The sequence below is a fragment of the Pseudomonas sp. P5_B2 genome (assembly GCF_056400445.1).
In genome coordinates this window covers 61,438-80,311 of the sequence record NZ_JBFULH010000001.1, presented here as the reverse complement: position 1 = coordinate 80,311, position 18,874 = coordinate 61,438, and the positions used below count along the sequence as shown (strand labels likewise).

At 59.0% G+C, this 18,874-nt stretch carries 16 protein-coding genes; 7 read left to right on the top strand and 9 right to left on the bottom strand.

All coding sequences use genetic code 11. The features are described 5' to 3' along the window. Positions 1–6 precede the first annotated feature (6 nt). Genes AC1DRJ_RS00405 through AC1DRJ_RS00385 form a run of 5 tightly spaced genes read right to left on the bottom strand, consistent with a single transcriptional unit; the run spans position 7 to position 10,189 of the window. Complete coding sequence (locus AC1DRJ_RS00405; protein ID WP_477800302.1) at positions 7–1,986, bottom strand: vWA domain-containing protein; 1,980 nt, start codon at positions 1,984–1,986, stop codon at positions 7–9. Between the two features lie 11 nt (positions 1,987–1,997). Beyond that, entirely contained in the window at positions 1,998–3,020 is a 1,023-nt protein-coding gene (locus tag AC1DRJ_RS00400) for a hypothetical protein (protein ID WP_477800287.1), read from the bottom strand. 3 nt (positions 3,021–3,023) lie between these two features. Further along, entirely contained in the window at positions 3,024–5,735 is a 2,712-nt protein-coding gene (locus AC1DRJ_RS00395; protein WP_477800286.1) for a putative virulence factor, read from the bottom strand. Then, on the bottom strand, positions 5,732–8,797 hold the full coding sequence (locus tag AC1DRJ_RS00390) for a virulence factor SrfB (protein WP_477800285.1): 3,066 nt from the start codon (positions 8,795–8,797) through the stop codon (positions 5,732–5,734). The genes AC1DRJ_RS00395 and AC1DRJ_RS00390 overlap by 4 nt, the downstream gene beginning before the upstream one ends. Before the next feature lie 6 nt (positions 8,798–8,803). Beyond that, positions 8,804–10,189 carry an SrfA family protein gene (locus AC1DRJ_RS00385; RefSeq protein ID WP_477800284.1) on the bottom strand — a complete coding sequence of 462 codons (1,386 nt, stop codon included), beginning with the start codon at positions 10,187–10,189 and terminating at the stop codon, positions 8,804–8,806. A gap of 265 nt (positions 10,190–10,454) precedes the next feature. On the opposite strand from AC1DRJ_RS00385, the gene AC1DRJ_RS00380 reads away from it, so the two are divergent. Beyond that, the gene (locus AC1DRJ_RS00380; RefSeq protein ID WP_477800283.1) at positions 10,455–11,666 is read left to right on the top strand and encodes an aldose 1-epimerase family protein; all 1,212 of its coding nucleotides are present in this window, start codon (positions 10,455–10,457) and stop codon (positions 11,664–11,666) included. Between the two features lie 6 nt (positions 11,667–11,672). Here AC1DRJ_RS00380 and AC1DRJ_RS00375 read toward each other — a convergent pair whose 3' ends face one another. Together AC1DRJ_RS00375 and AC1DRJ_RS00370 are read right to left on the bottom strand one after the other, a co-directional pair. Continuing rightward, the gene (locus tag AC1DRJ_RS00375) at positions 11,673–13,166 is read right to left on the bottom strand and encodes a YifB family Mg chelatase-like AAA ATPase (RefSeq protein WP_477800282.1); all 1,494 of its coding nucleotides are present in this window, start codon (positions 13,164–13,166) and stop codon (positions 11,673–11,675) included. 49 nt (positions 13,167–13,215) lie between these two features. Continuing rightward, a complete protein-coding gene (locus AC1DRJ_RS00370) occupies positions 13,216–13,515 on the bottom strand; it encodes a hypothetical protein (protein WP_477800281.1) in 300 nt (99 codons plus the stop codon). A gap of 248 nt (positions 13,516–13,763) precedes the next feature. Here AC1DRJ_RS00370 and AC1DRJ_RS00365 point away from each other — a divergent pair, with 248 nt between their 5' ends. After that, on the top strand, positions 13,764–14,042 hold the full coding sequence (locus AC1DRJ_RS00365; protein WP_477800280.1) for a type II toxin-antitoxin system RelE/ParE family toxin: 279 nt from the start codon (positions 13,764–13,766) through the stop codon (positions 14,040–14,042). Positions 14,043–14,050: 8 nt separating this feature from the next. Then, positions 14,051–14,356 carry a HigA family addiction module antitoxin gene (locus tag AC1DRJ_RS00360; RefSeq protein WP_477800279.1) on the top strand — a complete coding sequence of 102 codons (306 nt, stop codon included), beginning with the start codon at positions 14,051–14,053 and terminating at the stop codon, positions 14,354–14,356. Positions 14,357–14,408: 52 nt separating this feature from the next. On the opposite strand, the gene AC1DRJ_RS00355 is transcribed toward AC1DRJ_RS00360, so the two are convergent. Both AC1DRJ_RS00355 and AC1DRJ_RS00350 read right to left on the bottom strand, forming a co-directional pair. Next, complete coding sequence (locus AC1DRJ_RS00355) at positions 14,409–14,930, bottom strand: BRO-N domain-containing protein (RefSeq protein WP_477800278.1); 522 nt, start codon at positions 14,928–14,930, stop codon at positions 14,409–14,411. Between the two features lie 455 nt (positions 14,931–15,385). Beyond that, positions 15,386–15,646 (bottom strand): accessory factor UbiK family protein, encoded by a 261-nt coding sequence (locus AC1DRJ_RS00350; RefSeq protein WP_429533263.1) that lies wholly within the window; start codon positions 15,644–15,646, stop codon positions 15,386–15,388. A 420-nt stretch (positions 15,647–16,066) separates the two neighbouring features. On the opposite strand from AC1DRJ_RS00350, the gene glnK reads away from it, so the two are divergent. From glnK to sutA, 4 genes are all read left to right on the top strand, one after another. Then, positions 16,067–16,405: a P-II family nitrogen regulator gene (gene glnK / locus AC1DRJ_RS00345; protein ID WP_002555808.1), complete on the top strand. Its 339-nt coding sequence runs from the start codon at positions 16,067–16,069 to the stop codon at positions 16,403–16,405. A 35-nt stretch (positions 16,406–16,440) separates the two neighbouring features. After that, positions 16,441–17,778, top strand: coding sequence for an ammonium transporter (locus AC1DRJ_RS00340; protein ID WP_477800277.1), 1,338 nt, complete (start codon positions 16,441–16,443; stop codon positions 17,776–17,778). Between the two features lie 212 nt (positions 17,779–17,990). Next, the gene (locus AC1DRJ_RS00335; RefSeq protein ID WP_007942369.1) at positions 17,991–18,416 is read left to right on the top strand and encodes a secondary thiamine-phosphate synthase enzyme YjbQ; all 426 of its coding nucleotides are present in this window, start codon (positions 17,991–17,993) and stop codon (positions 18,414–18,416) included. Positions 18,417–18,519: 103 nt separating this feature from the next. Then, positions 18,520–18,843 carry a transcriptional regulator SutA gene (gene sutA / locus AC1DRJ_RS00330; protein WP_007942370.1) on the top strand — a complete coding sequence of 108 codons (324 nt, stop codon included), beginning with the start codon at positions 18,520–18,522 and terminating at the stop codon, positions 18,841–18,843. The last annotated feature ends 31 nt before the right edge of the window (positions 18,844–18,874 follow it).

Here is an 18,874-nt window from a genome sequence, read left to right as displayed (position 1 = left end):
GTCTCGTTAAGGCATCATTTCCAGTGGCACGGGATAGACGTTGTCCCGGGCATCACTGTCTTTGGCTAAAGCTACCCAACGGTCGACATCCGCGTTGTATCGCTGGTAATGCCGCAGTTTGGTGTTCAGCGTGCGGATGAATTTCTCTTGCGCCAGACCGTCCCAGCTCTTCCAGGTCTCTTCATCCAGGTTCAGCACTTCACTGTGATAAGGCAGGTCTTCGAGGTACTCGCCGAGGACGTGCATGTCCGCCAGTTTGGCGTTGCCGTTCTGCTTGAGCTGATTGGGATCGGCGCCCATGGTCGCCGCCACGGCGCGCAGGCGATCGAACATTTCCGTCGGCGAAATCAGGCCTTCGTTGGCGGCATCGAGAATCTGCTTCATCACGTCGCTCAAGTCGCTGAGCTGGGATTTGGTCAGCAGCACCCGCACGTCGGTGGTCGGGATGTTCTGCTTGATCAGGTCGCGGTCGGTGATCCACGCCTTGAACACCGGCGGGGCCTTGCTGTTGGTCTTCTCGCCGAGATAGGCGAGTTGCATGGCGTGGCCGATCAGCGCCGCGTCTTCGAGCATTTTCTTCTCGGCCGGGTCCTGCTTGGCGTTCGCCGCACTGCCGATGGCGTCTTCGCCCATGTAGGCGGCTTTCACTTGCGTAGTGATCGCCCCGGCCAGGGCATCAACCTTGCGCCCGAATTCCTGCACATCGCCAGCGTTCACCGGGTAGTACAGTGAAGTGTTGGTGCCCGGATAGGTCGACAGGTTCTGGTATTGCGCTTCGGCCTTGGCATGGTCCTTGGCCCCGGCCGGGGTTTTCAAGTGCAGGGTGTAAATCGCCACGCCCGGGTTGGCGGCTTCCATACGCACCTGTGCGGCGCTCAAACCGGTCTTCGATAGCTTGTCGTCGCCTTCGATGGCGCCGGCATCGGTGATCAGCACCACGTAGCGCGCGCCGAACTGGTTCCAGTCGACCTTGTCGATGCTCTCCATGACGCCGGCAAACGAGTCTTCATCAAAGCTGCTGCTCGACACGGTGGCCTGTTTGAGGTCGGCGATCTTGGCGAAAAAGTCGGCGCTGTCTTTGACCTTGGTAGGGTCGGCGTACATCTTGGTGGTGTATTCCAGCCCCGGTACCGCCTGGGTGTTGGAGCGGAAAGCCACCAAGCCGAATTTGACCTGCTTGCCGAGATTCTGTGCTTCGATCTTCTGGTAAACCTTGCGGATCGCCTCGCGGGTGCGGTCGATGTAGGGGTCCATCGAAATCGTCGAGTCGATGACAAACACCACGGCCGCACTGAATTCCTTCAGCTGGTTGGCCTTTTTCTCTTCGGCCTCCTTGCTGCCGGCAGCGCTGTTTGCAGCACCGCCCTTGGCGTTCTTGTCATCCGGCTTGCTGACGGAGGCGACGTTGAGCAGGCGCGTGCGGAAACCGCTTTCGGTCATGACTTCTTCGCCACTGAGCACCGGCAGCAGGTAGAACTGCTTTTGCAGGTCGACGAAGTATTCAGGTTCTTCAGCCAGCACGCCCGGTGCTTGCTGGCCCTTTTTCAGTGTGGCCCGCAGCGGTGCGACTTTGCTGACCGGGTCCGGTGCATCAAGGATGCCTTCGACGGTGGCGCGGTCCTTGAAGAACAGCAACCGGTCGCGGTTGGCCGGGTTGGTGAAGGCCAGCGTCAGCTGCATCTTCCAGTCGGTGGTGCAGCTGGCAGGCAGCCAGCCAATGGTTTTGCCGTAGCTGTCGGGGCCGACTTTCAGCCACTCGACGTTCTTCGCTTGCGCACGTTCGTACACATAGAAGCGGCTGAAGACTGGTTGTGCTTCACCTTCGGCACCGCCCGCCGTCGGGCTGATTTTGCAGCCTGGCGTTGTCAGCACGCGTTGGAACAGGGTTTTTTTACCGGCCTGGATCAGCGGTTTGTCATCGGCCTGGGACAGCGGGCTGATGCACAGCGCGAGCAAGGCGGCACCGCTCAGCAGGAATCGACTCATGGGCGAACGCATCACTTCTGCAACTCCTCGAAACGCTGCTTGGCTTCGGCGTTGTTCGGGTCCTGGGTCAGGATGGTTTCATACCAATAGGCGGCGGTGGCGTTGTCCGCGGCCGGGAAGCACTCGCTGGCCTTCAGGTATTTAGGGTCGTATTCGCGAGCATAAGCATTGGCGATCAACGTATCACCGGCCTGGGCACGGTTGGCGTACAGACGCTGGGCGACGCCGCAGTGTTTGCCGGACTTGGCCTGGTTGATGATTTCCAGCAACTTGGCACTGTCGGGCGCTGCCTTGATACATGTCTGGACGAAGGTCAACTCGGGCAGGCTGTTCATGCTGTCGAGGGTACAGGCTTGAGCATCGGCGCCGGCGGGTGCGGCGGCAGTGGCTGCAACCGCAGGGGCCGGCGTGCGTTTGTAGAACCAGAATCCGGCGCCCGCCGCCAGCAGCAACACCACAACCAACAGGCCGATCAGGCCTTTGTTGCTTTTCTTAACCGGGGGGGGAGGCGGCGTGTAGGCAGGCTCGGTGAGCACCGACTCCAACTCCACTTCGGGCTCGGCGGTGGACAGGGTCAGTTCAGGCAGATCCGGGATTTCCAGGATCTCCGGTGCCGGTACGTTCGGCGCCGTCAGTTCGGCACCGCCGTAGGTCGAACGAGTCTGGCCGCCGGCCGTGGACGGCAGCAAGCCAACACCTGGGCGAACCACGCCTTTATCGGCATGACCGTGGTTCTGTTCGCGCAGTTCGATCTGGAATTGCGAGTTGGCGCCGCCTTCCAGCAGCGGGTCGACCACGACCGGGCCGACCTGCGTTTCCAGGGCATCGCCGCTGGCCGCAAGATTGAAACGCGAGACCTTGAACCAGAATGGATTGTTGCTCCAGGCCTTGTGGTCCTGGAGGTAAAAACCGTCCTGGTTACGCTGAATGGAAAACTCCAACTGTTCCTCGCCACCCTGCCATTTCTTCACAGTGAGGCGGGCCTGGCCAGGTACATTGGGCTCTAACGCGAGCAGGTCGACACGAATGGGCATTGCTTATCTCGCTACGAAGGCTGTGAGCACTTGGCCCAGCCGTTCGTTCTGTTCAGGGGTGATTTCACGTCCGGCACCATGGCCGGCATTGTCCTGCGTGATGTAGGCCAGGCCCGAGAGCCAGTCGCCCAGATAACGTTGCGCCTGATTCGCCGGTTGCGCCGCAAGCACGGGGACTTGTCCCGGGCCAATGTCGGTGTAGAACGAAAACAAAGGCTCCTTGGCACCGGCGCGGCTGTTCGGACGCTCGCTCACCGGTTTCTGGAGGTAGCCGAACCAGGACACGAAATCGCGCAGCACCCGCTGCACTTCCAGTACCTGGCGCTCGACCAGTTGATCGCGCCGAGATCCACTTTGTGCGCGCTTGAGGACTGCGCGGCTGAGTTGCCCCGGCAAATCCTGGCGATAGCCGGCGGTGATCAGTTCATCGACCACCGCTTCCAGCAAGGCCTTTTCCAGCCCCAGCAGGTTGAGCAGGCTTTGCCGGGTGGTCAGTTCACGCAGGTGCGCGATCCACGCCTTGAACGCCGCTTTGGCGAAACGGTGTTCGTTGCTTTGCAGCTCAGGTGCCGGCGTACCGGTATTGCTGGTGGCCGGCGCGTCTTGGCTCAGGTCGTCACCGAAATCGAAATCGAAACCGGCGTCGTTGCCGTACAGGCTCTGGCTCGGTGTCGGGGCGAGCGGCTCCTCGTTCGCGGCCGGCTCTCCATCGGTTTCGTACACGCCGCTGAGGTACAGGTCGCGCACCTCTTCGCTCGGAATGTCGAGTTGATCGATCAATTCGCCAAGTACTGCCGGGCGACGGCCCAGGCCCGTCAGAATCATTTGCGCCTTGGCTTTCTTGGCGGCTGTGGCGCTGTCGCCGTCGGCGTGGTACCAAGTGCTCAGGCCATGAGTGGTCAGGCCTTCGAGGCACTCGCCCAATTGCTCGCGGATACGCTGCAATTTGAATTCGATATTGGCCACGCCTTTGAAACTGCCGCTGAAGTGGCTGATACCACCGTCATCGTTGCGCAGCATTTCTGCCCAGGCGTTGACCGGGTTCTTGATGTGTTTGCACACCAGGGCGTTGCTGGCGAAGCTGGTGCCCAGCGCACTGACACGTTCCTGATAGATGGCATTAAGGCCGGTTTCCGCACCAGTCGCGTCCTGCCCGATGAACGCTGCGTCCATACGCGGTTTGCGCACCAGGTAGGTGTTCTGGAACGGTGTGCCGGCCCAGTCGTTCATCCAGCTCAAGCTGCCGAAGCGCTCCAGCATGGTCAGCTTGACCATGCCGTTCCAGCTCTCGTCGTACTGATCGGGTGTCAGGCTGAGGGAGTTGGTGATGCGCAGGTCGAGCATGGTCAACGCCCAGATCAGACCGGTGTCGCGTTTGCTGCGAGCGGCCGAGTCGGCGCCTTGGGTTTTTTCGATCCAGCGGGTCAGCACCGGGCCTACGTCGTTGACGTCGCTCTGCTTGGTCGAACCGGTGCAGACCACCAGTGCGTTCATTTCCTGGTTGTCGGTGTAGCGTTCGAACAGGTAGGCGACTTTGCCGCGCAGGATCAGCTGGGAAACGGAGTTGTCCTTGGCGGCAGATTGCGGGTTGTTGGAATCGGCAATCTCGTGCAGTTTCTGGCGCCCGCGATAACCGGGGAAGTCCAGCAAGTCGACCTGATTGACGATGTCATCCACCGGCGCCTCGATCAGGCGGAAGGTCATTTCGGCGGTCAATGCCGCCAGTTGCGCGACCGGGATCGCCTGGCTGTTTTGCAGGCGATCGCCAACCACTGGTCGAACATCAATCGGCAAGTCCAGCGAGGTGCCGAAGCGTTCGAGGATGTCGACGTTCATGATGCTGTCGCGCTGGCTGTAGGTGTCGTCGTCGAAACTCACCAAGGCCTTCAACGGTGCGAACACGGTCTCCGGCAGGCCCAGCTTGTGCAGTGCGCCGGCTAGTTGCTGGTACACGCGCGTCAACTCGCGTTGCTCACCCCAGAGGATCGAAAACAGCTCGGCCCGTTCCCGGAAGGTCAGGCGTGGCGCCAGTTGCAATGCTTTGGGCCAGTACAGGTGCTCAAGTTTCTTCACCGAGTTGCGGAAGTTGTCGCGCAGGTAATCCCATAGCGACACCAGATCGTCGGCGTTGACCCCCGTTTGCATCGGGCCGTTTTCGCGGCCTTCGAACGGTTTGAGTGCGCGTTGGATGCGCTCTTCGTCGATCTCGTAGGAAATCCGCTCAAGGTCGAAATCCTTGAACCAGGCATTGGYGAGAATCTTCGCCAGCTCGATTTCCTTGAACAGCGTGAGTTCTACCGGGAAATCCTTATCCAGACTTTCCGTCGCCCGACGGCTGAAACGCGTCACCAGGCCGGTGGCTTCCTTGCCGCCACCCACCGGGTTGATGTGCTTGATGAAGTCCAGGCGATGGTCGCCGAACACGGTTTCCAGTTTGCCGTTCTGACCGGCGGCCAGGGCCGAAATCAGGTAGGACTTGCCGGCCTGGGACAAACCGAAAAAGCCGATGGTCATCGGCGTGCAGGCCACGCGACCGAGGCTTTGAGCCAGGTTGCGGGCGCGGTGCAGGCGGATGTTCAGGTTGTCGGCTTCGCTGTCCAGGCGCGGCGCATTGCCGCGAGTCTGGCCAATCCAGTCCAGCGCCTGACCGGCGCCTTCATAAACAGCGGCCCAACTGGCAGAGAGCTGAGTTTGATCGGGGGTCAGGTCTTTCATTTGCGTTTCACACTTCCACTGTCGAGCCAGTACTTGGTCTCGCTCAGGCCGGCGTCGAGCATGGTGTTGAGTTCCAGCTCGAGGTCGCTGCGCGGGTTGAAGTTGACGTTGTTGCTGTTGGATTCGATGTCGCGAACCGAGAGGCGGTCGCTGACCAGATCCTGCTTGCGCGTGTATTTGTCCGCCGGTTTGACCTCAAACCGTACCTTGAGCAGCGGCGCGCTGCCGTTTTCACCGATCGCGCGGGAAAACTTCTCCCGCCCCGCCTTGGTGAACCGCAAGGTGTACAGCGGCGAGGCGGCCCAGCGGTCGGTAGCCAACTGGCGGAAACCGAGGCGCAGATCACCGCGCATTTCCAGCTGCGGCGTGTCGGCGGTGTCGCCCGTGCCGATTTCCGGCAGCTTGATTTTGTAGTCTTCGGACTGGATATCGCGGTACAGAACGTCCGCATCCTTGATCACGTTGTTCAGGTCGATGACGCCGATGTGCTTGACCGTCGAATACGGCTTGAGTGCCGACGCACGGAAGTAGAAGTTCGGCACGCTGTGGTTGGCGCACAGCAGGCAGAGCATGGCGCCGACCGAGGCAGTGYTTTTCGGGTCGTCGATCAGGCCGTTCTTGTGGAACGGATACCAGCCACCGGTGCGGTAGTTTTGCAGCGCCAGAATGCGTCCCGGTGGCAGCGGCAATACCTTGCGAATAAACGCCTGGATGCCGGGCAGGCGCGAGGGGCGGCCGGTCAGCAGCAAGACATCACACGGGTAATGCGCGACCACTTCACACAGCGCACCAAGGATCTTGGTGATGTTGATCTGGTCGTTGAGGAAGGCGGCGTGGAGCTTTTGCAGGTCGAAGCTGATCGGCGCGGCATACAGGTCGAAACCACTCTGACTGCCGACATCGCGACGCACGGCGGCGTTGACGTAGTCGAGCACGGTCTTGCTGATCGCGTTGTCACCGAGCAATTGGCGGTAGCTTTGCGGGGTGACTTCTTGCGGCACCTGCGGATCGTAATGCTCGTACGCCTTGAGCAGTGCCAGGCCCAGCGGGGCAAATACCTGCAAGTTCAGCTGCTGGCGCAGGATCATGTCCTGGGCGCTGACCGATTCATCGCCGCACAGCCGCGACATCAGCGAATCCGGGGCTTTCACCCCAGCGTTCTGCAAGGCTTTTTCGAAACTTGGCAGGATGAAGTCCTGAATCACATCCAGCAGGATGTCGTCGCCGGCCATTTTGAAACCATCGCGAAAGCGCTGCTCGGGCACGATGTGCACATTGCTGCCGCTGCCGGTATTACCCGCACGGTCGAGGCGATAGTCGTTGATCACCAAGTCAGTGGTGCCGCCGCCGATGTCGATGGTCGCGAGGGTGATCCGTTGGCGGTCGGTCTTGTCCGGCCGGGCGATGGTGTCGAAAAACTCTTCCGGATGACCGGCGAAATTCTCGTTGACCTCGGTGTACAGGTATACCAACTGGCCGCAGGACGCTTCGTCCCATTCCACGCGGATACTCGGGATCGGCGTGCGCGGGCTGACGGCTTGATCCTGATGTGGATCTTCCTCGCCGGCATGCCAGCCGAGGCTTTTCCACACCAGGCCGATGGCTTGCAGCATGCGTTCGTTGAGGATGCTGCGCTCGGCCTGCGGCATGCCCGGCGGCACGGTCAAGGTGATGCTGTTGAGCTGACGCGGCACGCGGGTGTGACCTTGGCGCGAGCGCTGGGCCGGGCTGTTGATTTGCGACAGCGCCTGGGCCAGCACTTCGGCGAGCATGAAGGTCATCAGCGAGCTGCGCGAATAACGCGGCATGAACACTGGCAGACGATCGTCTTCTTCGAGGCTGTACAGCGCCTCCCCGGTTTCGTTGATCAGGTGCGAGAACGGCGCGGCAGTGGCGTACGGCTCGTTGTCGGTCTTGATGTACGAGCAGTTGAAACGCCAGCCGTGGCCATAGGCGTTTTCGTCCCACAGGTAGCGTTTCGGGCTGGACAGGCCAGTGGAGCCTTCGGTGCCGCGACGACGGCTGGCCAGACGGCTGGCTTCATTGCCGACACGGGCAATCGTCGCCCATTGGAACGCATCGTGACGGCCGCTCTTGACCGAGCAGTGGTCCTTGCCGAAGTACGCCTGGGCGAATTCCACGCGGCTTTCGAACGGCAAGTTGTAGGTGTGTTCGGGGGTGATCAGGTCGCGCAGTTCCAGGACGTAGTTCTGCTTCAGCCCGGAGCCGGCCTGACCGTGGTTTTCGATCAGGATGCCGCAGGTGCGCGAGTTGCCGACGTCCAGCACCAGGTCCACCGGAATCGGTTTGACCAAGCCATTGCTGTCGTTGGCGACCACTTTCAGCTCGGGGATTTCAACTTTCGCCCGGGCCGTCGACTGCTGGGCGGCTGACGGCGTGCTCAACAGGCTGAGCAGGTTGAGGTAGTGCGCCAAGTGATAACTGGCGCGGATATCGGCGTCCAGTTCTGCGCGCGAACGGTGGGCATTGCCCTCGTTGAACACTTCCAGCAGCCACTCGTTGACCCACGGCTGTGCCAGGAACCAGCGGGTTTCGCTGGCCTTGGTCGCGAGTTTGAAAGACACGCCGGAGCTGATGTCTTCTTCGTTTGGCGCCAGGTAAGCCGTGCCGTCACGCTTGGGCATCACGCGGCTATCGAACGCCATTGTCAGCCGGTGGGTGTTGCCGTCGATGTCGGGTGTCGCCAGTTTCACCAGACGCATGCGCGACCAGTTCATCGGACCTTCATCGAAGCGATGCGGTGGCATGAAGCGGAAAAACGGGGTCGGCAGCCAGATACCGTCGAGTAAGTCGAGGCTACTTTTCATGTCGACGCTGAACGCAGGTTTGGCTTTTTCGACCTTTTCTGGTTCGGGCTCGTAGAAAAAGAAGTCTTTCTCTTCGTTGTACGCCAGGCGGCAGATCAGCCCGCTGATCATCGGTGCGAACTCGCCCGCTGGTTCCTTGCGGGGATCCAGGCGCAGGGCGAAATCCATGAACTGGATGCCGGTGTCGCTGACCAGCGTGACGGTGTCTTCGAATTGAGTGACTTCAGGCAACATGTCGGGTTATTCCGTTTTTTCGGCCGCTTGCCGCATGGACATGGGGAATTGTTCTGTTCCGTAACCGCCGGTGCAGTCCGCGACCGTGGTCGCCCCTGGGCGGCAGTTGACCTTGGGCATGTCGTAAGTGCTGCCATCGCCGCATACGGCCTGGCCCTGGCTGTCGATGGCCAGGCTGCCACCCTTCATGGTAGCGCTTACTGGCCCACTGCATTTCGAGCCGTCGGCCTGGTGAACGGTGACTTGGCCCTTACCGTCCTTGAGCTGGTATTCCAGACGCAGCGGTTTGCCGGTTCGGCGGTCTTGTATCCCGGCGCCTGCGTTGTACTGCCCGTCGAGGAACTTGGCGGCACCGTCGGCGGCGTCTGGCGGGATGCTCAGGGGTGGGCCGGGTTTTGCGGCGGCGGATTTTTCTGCTTCGGGCGATGTGACATCCGGCGGCGCGGTTTTGTTTTCGGGTGGGGTGGTTTTGTTTTCGGGTGGCGCGGTTTTGTTTTCGGCAGCCGGGTCTTTGGCTGGGTCTTTGGTCAAGTCGGCGGATGCTGCATCAGCCTCGTTACCCTCGACGGCCGGCGTTTCCACCCCATGCGTTCCGGTCACGGCGGTGCCGGTTCCAGTGGTGGAACCGATAACGGTGCCTGTCACTGGAACGCCATTGAGGTTCGTGACATTGCCAGGCAGTGGCGGCTCTTCCAGCTGTTTTTCCACCGGCACGACGCCCTTGGGCAACAGGTCTACCGCCACCAACGGAAGCGGGACGCAACCGCGCAGGCCGAGCAACAGCCACAAAAGCAGCAGCAGGAGCGGCAGCAGCAACAGCCACCACCAGCGACGCCACCACGGACGAGCAACCACTGGCACAACAGGCGCTTCGACGACGGGTGGCGGCGTGAACGCGGGCGGGATTTGATAGAGGCAGTGCAGGGGATCGCTAATGCCGGTACCGGCATGCTCGAAACCCCAAAAGGTCAGCACCGGTTTGCCTTGCACCAAGTAGACGAAGTTTTCGTCAGGGAAATGAATCACACGCTTGAGCAGCTTGCCGAACACGGCTTTGTCGCCTTGCTGCTGTTCGCCGGATTCAGTGCCCAGGAAGCGTTGGCTCAATTCCTCGAGCGCGGTCTTCAGGGCTTCAAGTTGGCGGCGGGCAGGGACGCGTTCTTCTTCAGTCGCGCTGCTCCACGGAATCACATCGCCGTCGAGGCCGCTGTACCAGTCGATCTGGTTGCCGAGTTCATCGCTTTGAGGGATGGCCAGATGATCGACCAAATCGGGGTTCTTGCGGCGAATGGCTTCGCGCAATTGCAGGGCCGCCCGGTAAACCGGTTGACCTGTTTCGCCGAGGGCAGTGAATGACCCGCTCTTACCGCTGCGTAATAGTGCCCCGCGCATTCAAACTCCATACGTTCCGTTGCGCAAAAATGACAGACACATGTGTCTGTACTTGCTCCTGCATTTAGGGGGCGACCTTAGTGTCATCATGATATCGCCGTCAATCTGCCGGAGCTTCAACCGTATGAGACTAACTTAAGCGTCCGTAGGTTGCATAAGGTCAATTTTAATTGGTTTGGGAAGGTTCGGGTGTCAGCTTTTTTATGCTTGCTGAATCGTTTCATCAGCGCTATAAAAAATGCACAACTCCAAGAAAGGCTTTCCCATGTCCCCGCTCAAAATCATCATTACCTTTGGCGCGCTGTCTGCCTCCCACGCTATGGCTTGGGACTACGTGCTGCTCGACAGCGACAAAGCCGCGCAAAACTGGCAGATCACCAGCCAGCAACTCGGTGTGAAGACCGACAAACCCTTCTCCGTGAGCCTTCGTACCTTGCACGGCGGTCGGCAAGAGGGCGTCAGCATCGTCGACATCAATAACGGCACAATGAAACTCTCGGTAGTGCCGACTCGCGGTATGAACGTCCTGCAGGCGTCGGTCGGTAATGTGCGCATGGGCTGGGATTCGCCTGTCAAGGACGTGGTCAATCCGTCCTTCATCGAGCTCAACGGTCGTGGCGGCCTGGGCTGGCTCGAAGGCTTCAACGAGCTCGTCACTCGCTGCGGCTACGAATGGGTCGGCCATCCCGGCATGGACAACGGCGAACTGCTGACCCTGCATGGCCGCGCCGCCAACATCCCGGCCAGCAAAGTCACCCTGCATATCGATGAAAAACCGCCTTACGCGATCAGCCTGCGCGGCGAACTCAAAGAGCAGGCGTTCAAGAAAGTCGATTTCTCGGTAATGACTGAACTGGTCACCGAGCCCGGCAGTGTCACGTTTGCCCTCAATGACTCCCTGACCAACAACGGTGATTATCCGAAGGAATACCAAGCGCTTTACCACAGTAACTTCAGTACGCCGTTCCTGGAGCAGGGCGCCCGATTTGTGGCACCGGTCAAACAGGTGTCGCCGTTCAACGACAAGGCCAAAGGGGAGCTGCCGGATTGGCAAACCTATCGCGCGCCGACGAAGGACTATGACGAAACGGTTTACAACGTTGTGCCTTATGGCGATGCCAAAGGTGACACGTTGACCGTGCTGCATAACAAGGCAGGGAGCCTTGGGGTGTCGGTGGGGTTTAATACTCAGCAGTTACCGGTTTTTTCATTGTGGAAGAACACTGATACGCAAGGGCAGGGGTATGTGACTGGGTTAGAGCCAGGGACGAGTTTTTCCTATAACCGCCGGTATCAGCGGTCGATCGGTTTGGTACCGACGATTGGGGTTAAAGAGCAGAAGCAGTTTCAGATCAGGTACAGCTTGCTGGCGGATAAGGGGGCTGTGGATAAGGCGTTGAAGACGGTGAGTGATATTCAGGGTGGGCGGGAGACTGAGGTGAGGCAGGTGCCGTTGGTTGATCTCACCAAGGAATGACTTTCGTCAGTTTGTGCTTGGTCGATACTGCAATGCCTCCGCCAGATGTTCGCGGGTGATGCCATCGACCTGTTCAAGGTCCGCCAACGTGCGTGCGACCTTGAGCAGTCGATGGGCTGACCTGAGTGACAAGGTCAAACGCTCGCAAGCAGTTTCCAGCCATGCCTCGTCGGTTGTGGATAACTTGCAGTGTTTGCGCAGGCCCGGCAGATCAAGGAAAGCGTTCGCGCAGCCTTGGCGTTTTTGTTGTCGCTCTCGTGCGTTGGCAACCAGCCCTGCGGCGGTGGCGGTGTCGTCACCGGGTTTCAGCGCAGGGTTCAACGCAGTGGCTTCCCGGGCAACGGTCAGGTGCAGGTCGATTCGGTCCAGCAACGGCCCCGACAGTTTGTTGCGGTAACGCTGGACCATGTCCGGTGTGCAGCTGCATTTGCCGCTGGGTTCGCCAAGATATCCACAGGGGCACGGGTTCATCGCGGCCACTAATTGAAAGCGGGCCGGAAACCTCACGCGATCTTTGGCGCGGGAAATCACGATGTAGCCGGATTCCAGCGGCTCCCTCAAAACCTCCAACACTTTGCGATCGAATTCCGGGAGTTCATCGAGGAACAGAACGCCATGGTGGGCGAGGGTTATTTCACCGGGTTGCGGTTTCGAGCCACCGCCCACCAGCGCCGGCCCGGAAGCGGAGTGGTGGGGTTGGCGGAACGGTCGTTGCGGCCAGTGGCTCAATGGCACGCAACTGGTAACGGATTTAATGGCTGCGACTTCCAGTGCTTCATTTTCGGCCAATGGAGGAAGCAGCCCCGGCAAACGACTCGCTAAAAGTGTTTTCCCCGTCCCCGGTGGTCCGCTGAACAGCAGGTTGTGAGCCCCCGCAGCCGCAATCAGCAAAGCGCGTTTGGCCGAAAGTTGGCCCTGCACTTCATTCAAGTCGGGATAGGGTTTACTGGCGTAGAGCAAACCGTTGGAAACGTAAGGCTCGACCGGTGTGTGCCCATTGAAGTGCGCAACCGCTTCCAGCAAATGATCCACCGCGATCACCTTAAGGCCTGAGGCAAGGCATGCCTCTTCGGCATTTGCCCGTGGCACCATTAGCGAACGCCCGGCCTTGCGAGCGGCCAGCGCCGCCGGCAACACCCCGCGCACGGCCCGTACGGCACCCGACAGAGCCAACTCCCCCAGGCATTCCACATCATCCAGCGTCAACGACGGCACCTGCACGCTGGCTGACAGAATCCCCAAGGCAATTGCCAGATCAAATCGTCCGCCGTCCTTTGGCAAATCCGCAGGAGCGAGATTCAGCGTGATACGCCGCGCAGGGAATTGCAGGCCTGAATTGATGATCGCGCTTCGTACCCGGTCCTTGCTTTCCTTCACCGCCGCTTCGGGCAAACCGACCATTGTCAGCGAGGGCAAACCATTGGCCAGATGGACTTCGACGGTGACGGCAGGCGCATCCACGCCAATCTGGGCGCGGCTGTGGACGATGGAGAGGGACATGGTCGTTCCTTGAGCTTTACGGGGACCGCTTCCTGCGGTTTTTTGAAGATTAGTCTGGATGCGGTGATTTAGCGTCGCTTTGGATGCACCGAAGTTTTCGCAGGATGTTGCGGATGTTGTGCGCTAATTCGTTGAGAAAAAAAACGCCAGTCAGGCGGTTTCTTTTGGGGGGGGCTAGACGGGCTCGACCATCTGCAAGCCAGCCACTTGGCTCAAGCTCTTTGCCGTGAGCGGCAGCGACTTGCAAAAAATGGCGTTGATGGGCTGATATTTTCCCGGCTAACCGGCGTGCCTCGGAATGAAACTCAACGATGAGTAACAGTTGTGCTTGGCGTTTTTTCGTTTTCACAGCGATCTTCCTTCGGTTTGTGAGCTGGTTTTTTGGCCCTTAAGCTAAGACGTGAACACGGTTTAGAAACAATGAGAATTGCCGGTTGTTTTTGTAGGACTCGGCTGAGTTTCGAAGGCCTTCTGAAGGACGCATGTAGTCCTTTTCCTAAAGTTTTGAAAGCAAGGCCAAGGCTCAAGACAGCGAGTTTGCATTTGGGAAGTCAGGTTATACACTCAAGCTTAATGCATAACGTTAAGCTTTAAATTATGATCGTTAGCTTTAAGTGTTCTGAGACCGAGTTCCTGTTTCGCAACGGTAAGACCCGTATGTGGTCAGCCATTCTGAGTGTCGTGGAACGAAAGCTGACGATGCTTGATGCTGCTGCCGTACTGATAGACCTTCGATCACCGCCGGGCAATCGCCTGGAGGCGCTGGAGGGAAATCGGAAAGGTCAGTACAGCATCCGCATCAACGCTCAATGGCGAATTTGCTTTTTATGGGGTCTTAACGGCCCAGAAAATGTCGAAATCGTCGATTATCACTGAGGTGAGTAATGACTAAGAATGGTATGCGCCCGGTTCACCCCGGCGAGATCCTCAAAGAGGAATACCTGGAGCCTCTGAGCCTTACGGCTGCCGCTCTGGCCAGAGCATTGAGCGTTTCGACACCCACGGTGAACGACATCGTGCTTCAGCGTCGGGGTGTCAGTGCTGATATGGCTCTCAGGCTTTCTATTTGTCTGGATACGACCCCTGAGTTTTGGCTGAACCTGCAAACGACATACGATTTGCGCAAAGCCGAGATTGAACGAGGGGCTGCGATCCGGGATCAGGTTGAGCGGCTTCCGCACTGCGCCTGATCCTCCGCTACTCAACGAACCCCACGTTACAAGCGTGGGGTTTTTTTGTCGTTCAGATTGCCAGGAGTATTCGGGAAGCTCGCTTCCACCACGGTGCATTGACCGCACGCCGTGGTCGTTCACCCTTCGGCAGCATGTGCGGAACTTCCTGCAGCCGAATCCACGGCTGGTTATTCCAGTGCAGCAAACTCAATGACATCTCCGGCCAGTTCAACAGGCTCAAAATCGGGCGTTCGTTTGTGGTCGGTTGCTGCGCATCCCTGAGGGCGGGGACCACGTCGTGGGTCAACCATTCGCGCAGGCCTCGGTATTCGGGGCAGTAGTGGTAGACCAATAGGGCGTAGACGCCGGATTCGCTGATCAGCAGGGTGTCTTCGATGACCCCGTGGATGAGGACTCGCGCGGACTGGTGTTGATCGGGGTCGAGCTTTCGGACGGCGCGTTCGTCAAGGAAAAGGCGGAGTAGCCGGCCGAGGTCGCGGGCGCTGAACCAGGGTTGGTTTTCGAGGAGGAGGGCGTGGAGGTTGAGTTTGTGGCGGGTGAAGACGTCAGGAATCAGATAGTTATCTTTCATGAAGCAGTACTCAAATTCGCTTGATGGATAACTGCCATTTATCGTCGCCAAACAATAAGGGTGGCAGCTGCATGCGGGTTGGCGAACCGGCCAAGCGAATACCGGCAGACCCTAAGGTCTCCCACACACAGCCGCCATAATTCGAATCGGGAAAGAAATACCTGATTTCGAACGAGGTTGCGCTGCATAGCTTGGTTCCAGGTCGCCAAACCTAGTGCTGAACATTCAGCATCGAGTGAGCTTAGGAACCAGGGCATTACGGCGCAATCGGACGACGGTGGTTTTCTTGTAGGACGTTGCCGGGACTGTTATGGGCTGCAAGATCAAATGCTCGCAACCTTCGGCAACTCCTACAGGTAAATCTGAAGGTCGTTCCGACCCTATCGCGAGCAGGCTCGCTCCCACAGTTGAATGGGGTTCACAGTGAATTGGGTTTCACGGTGGGGTCTGCTGTATTACTCGGCAGGTGGAGTCAACTTCGCTTCCAGCTCCGCCACCTTCGCCTCAAGACTCTCCAGCCGTGCCCGGGTGCGTGCGAGCACGACCATCTGGCTATCGAACTCTTCCCGGCTGACCAGATCGAGCTTGCTGAAGCCGCTCTGCAACAGCGCCTTGAACTGGCTTTCGATTTCGCTTTTCGGCAACGGGGTATCGCCACTGAAGAGGCGGGAAGCGGTGCCCGTCAGGGCGTCTAGGAAGTCTTTGGGCGCGAGCATGGGAAAGGTCCTGGAAACATTTGCGGGCAGTGTATCACGCAGTGTCTATAGTCAATTCCGGTAGCCAACCGACGCACGTTTTTCGCGCATGCGGACGGACGGCAACGCACTGTTGTTGTGCGTTAGTTCTCGGGTAAATCAGGGTGGCGGACTGCGGTATTGGCCAAAGGATTGAATTCAGTAGGTTTTGTCGAGATGGCAAGCTTTCTGCTTAGTGACTATCAACCCATGCACTGATGCAGTCGCTGTGTCGAATGCAGTGCGCCAGGCGAAACGGGGCAAGTGTTTCGTTCGGGGTGGTTAGCTGGCGTCGGACGGGCATTCAAGGCCGACGATGCGTTACAAAGCCAGGCACTGCGCTTAGACTTGAGACGGGTTTGTTTTCCTGGGGCAAGTCCACCAATTCGGGAGAGAGTTTTCATGAAGCTAGTCACTGCCATCATCAAGCCGTTCAAACTGGACGACGTACGCGAGTCGTTGTCCGAGATCGGCGTGCAGGGCATTACCGTTACTGAAGTCAAAGGCTTCGGTCGGCAGAAGGGTCACACCGAGCTGTATCGCGGCGCGGAATACGTGGTCGATTTTCTGCCTAAGGTGAAGATCGATGTCGCCATTGACGACAAGGATCTGGATCGGGTTATCGAGGCGATAACCAAGGCGGCCAACACCGGCAAGATCGGTGACGGCAAGATCTTCGTGGTCAATCTGGAACAGGCGATTCGCATCCGTACCGGCGAAACCGATACCGACGCAATCTAAGCCGCCACAAACCCAACGCCCCAGGAGAAAACAATATGACTCTGCGTAAATTCGCAGGGCTAGGAGCCCTGTTGTCCCTCGTAATGCCCGGCCTGGCTATGGCGGCAGACGAAGTGGCAGCCCCAGTCCTGAACTCCGGTGACACCGCCTGGATGATGACCTCGACAGCCCTCGTGCTGTTCATGACCATTCCTGGTCTTGCGCTGTTCTACGGCGGCATGGTTCGGTCCAAAAACATTCTTTCCGTGATGATGCAGTGCTTCGCCATTACCGGCCTGATCAGCATTCTGTGGGTCATTTATGGCTACAGCATCGCGTTCGACACGACTGGCATGGAGCAGGGCGTCGTCAACTTCAACTCGTTCGTCGGCGGCATGGGTAAGGCGTTCCTCGCTGGTGTCACGCCATCGAGCCTGACCGGTCCTGCGGCGTTGTTCCCTGAGGCGGTGTTCATCACCTTCCAGATGACTTTCGCCATCATCACCCCTGCGCTGATCGTCGGTGCCTTCGCCGAGCGGATGAAGTTCTCCGCCATGCTGATCTTCATGGGCGTGTGGTTCACCCTGGTTTACGCACCGATTGCGCACATGGTCTGGTCCGGCAACGGCGGCCTGATGTGGGACTGGGGCGTGCTCGACTTCGCCGGCGGCACAGTGGTGCATATCAACGCCGGTGTGGCCGGTCTGATTGCCTGCCTGGTACTGGGCAAGCGCAAAGGCTTCCCGACCACCCCGATGGCTCCGCACAACCTCGGTTACACCCTGATGGGCGCCGCGATGTTGTGGGTCGGCTGGTTCGGCTTCAACGCCGGCTCCGCTGCTGCGGCCAACGGCACGGCCGGCATGGCGATGCTGGTGACCCAGATCGCAACCGGCGCTGCGGCACTGGGCTGGATGTTCGCCGAGTGGATCACTCACGGTAAGCCAAGTGCACTGGGTATCGCCTCGGGTGTGGTCGCCGGTCTGGTGGCAATCACTCCAGCCGCTGGCACCGTGGGCCCGATGGGCGCGCTGGTCATCGGCCTGGCGGCCGGTGTGGTGTGCTTCTTCTGCGCCACGACCCTGAAGCGCAAACTCGGTTATGACGATTCCCTGGATGCGTTCGGCGTACATGGTATCGGCGGTATCCTCGGCGCAATCCTGACCGGCGTGTTCGCTGCACCGGCTCTGGGTGGCTTCGGCACCGTCACCGACATCGGTGCACAAGTCTGGATTCAGTGCAAAGGCGTGGGCTTCACGGTGATCTACACCGCGATCGTCACCTTCATCATTCTCAAGGTCCTGGACGCTGTCATGGGCCTGCGGATCACGGAAGAAGAAGAGGCTGTCGGCATCGACCTGGCACTTCATAACGAACGCGGCTACAACTTGTAATACGCGCATAAAAACTTGCCCGGCTTGCCGGGCATTTTTTTGTCTGGCGTTTGTCAGTGAAGGTACTGCTGAAAGGTTTTTTCGTACACGTTCAGGGGCGTTTACGACGGGCGTTTTTCTGCGGCCAATGGCTTACATCATTGAAGGAATATTAGGGCCTTTGTTTTTTCCCAGAGCGCGCTAGAATGCGCCCCGAACGTGCGGAGAACTGTATGTGGCAACAGACTCTGATTACCCTGCGGGCAAGGCCCCGGGGCTTTCATCTGGTAACGGACGAGTTACTCGCCGGCTTGCCTGAACTCAAGGCGTGTCGGGTCGGTCTGTTGCACCTGTGGCTGCAGCATACCTCGGCGTCGTTGACCATCAACGAGAACGCCGATCCGGCGGTACGTCGCGACTTCGAACGGTTTTTCAATCGTCTGGTCCCACAAGGAACAGACGGCTATGAGCATAACGACGAAGGCCTGGACGACCTCCCGGCGCACTTCAAGGCCAGCGTGCTTGGCTGTCAGCTCAGTTTGCCGATCTCGGCAGGCCGACTGGCGTTGGGGACATGGCAAGGTGTTTATCTGGGCGAGCACCGTGATTTTGGCGGTGCCCGTAAAGTCCTCGCCACCGTGCACGGTGAAGAGGCATGAACCGCTGGTCACCAGTGGTTATTGAATTTTTCCGGCGACTGTCGACAGACGGTAAAGCTGGGCTATAACTAATCTGCTTTTCGCAAGAGTCATGAGGTAGAACATGAGCGACGATGATCTGGAAAACGACGACCTCGAAGTAGGCGACGACGACGAAACCGAAGAAGGTCTGGAAGCAGCGGCCGAAGACGTCGCTGAAGACGATGGTGGTGAAGCGCCCGTTCCGACCGCCAAAGGCAAAGCCAAGGCTGCGGTATCGGTCGATGAACTGCCGAGCGTTGAAGCCAAGAACAAGGAACGCGATGCACTCGCGCGGGCCATGGAAGAGTTTTTGGCCAAAGGTGGCAAGGTGCAGGAAGTGGAGGCTAATGTGGTCGCCGATCCTCCCAAGAAGCCTGATAACAAGTACGGCAGCCGGCCTATCTAAGCGTCTGCACTTGCTTGCTGAAAAAGCCCGC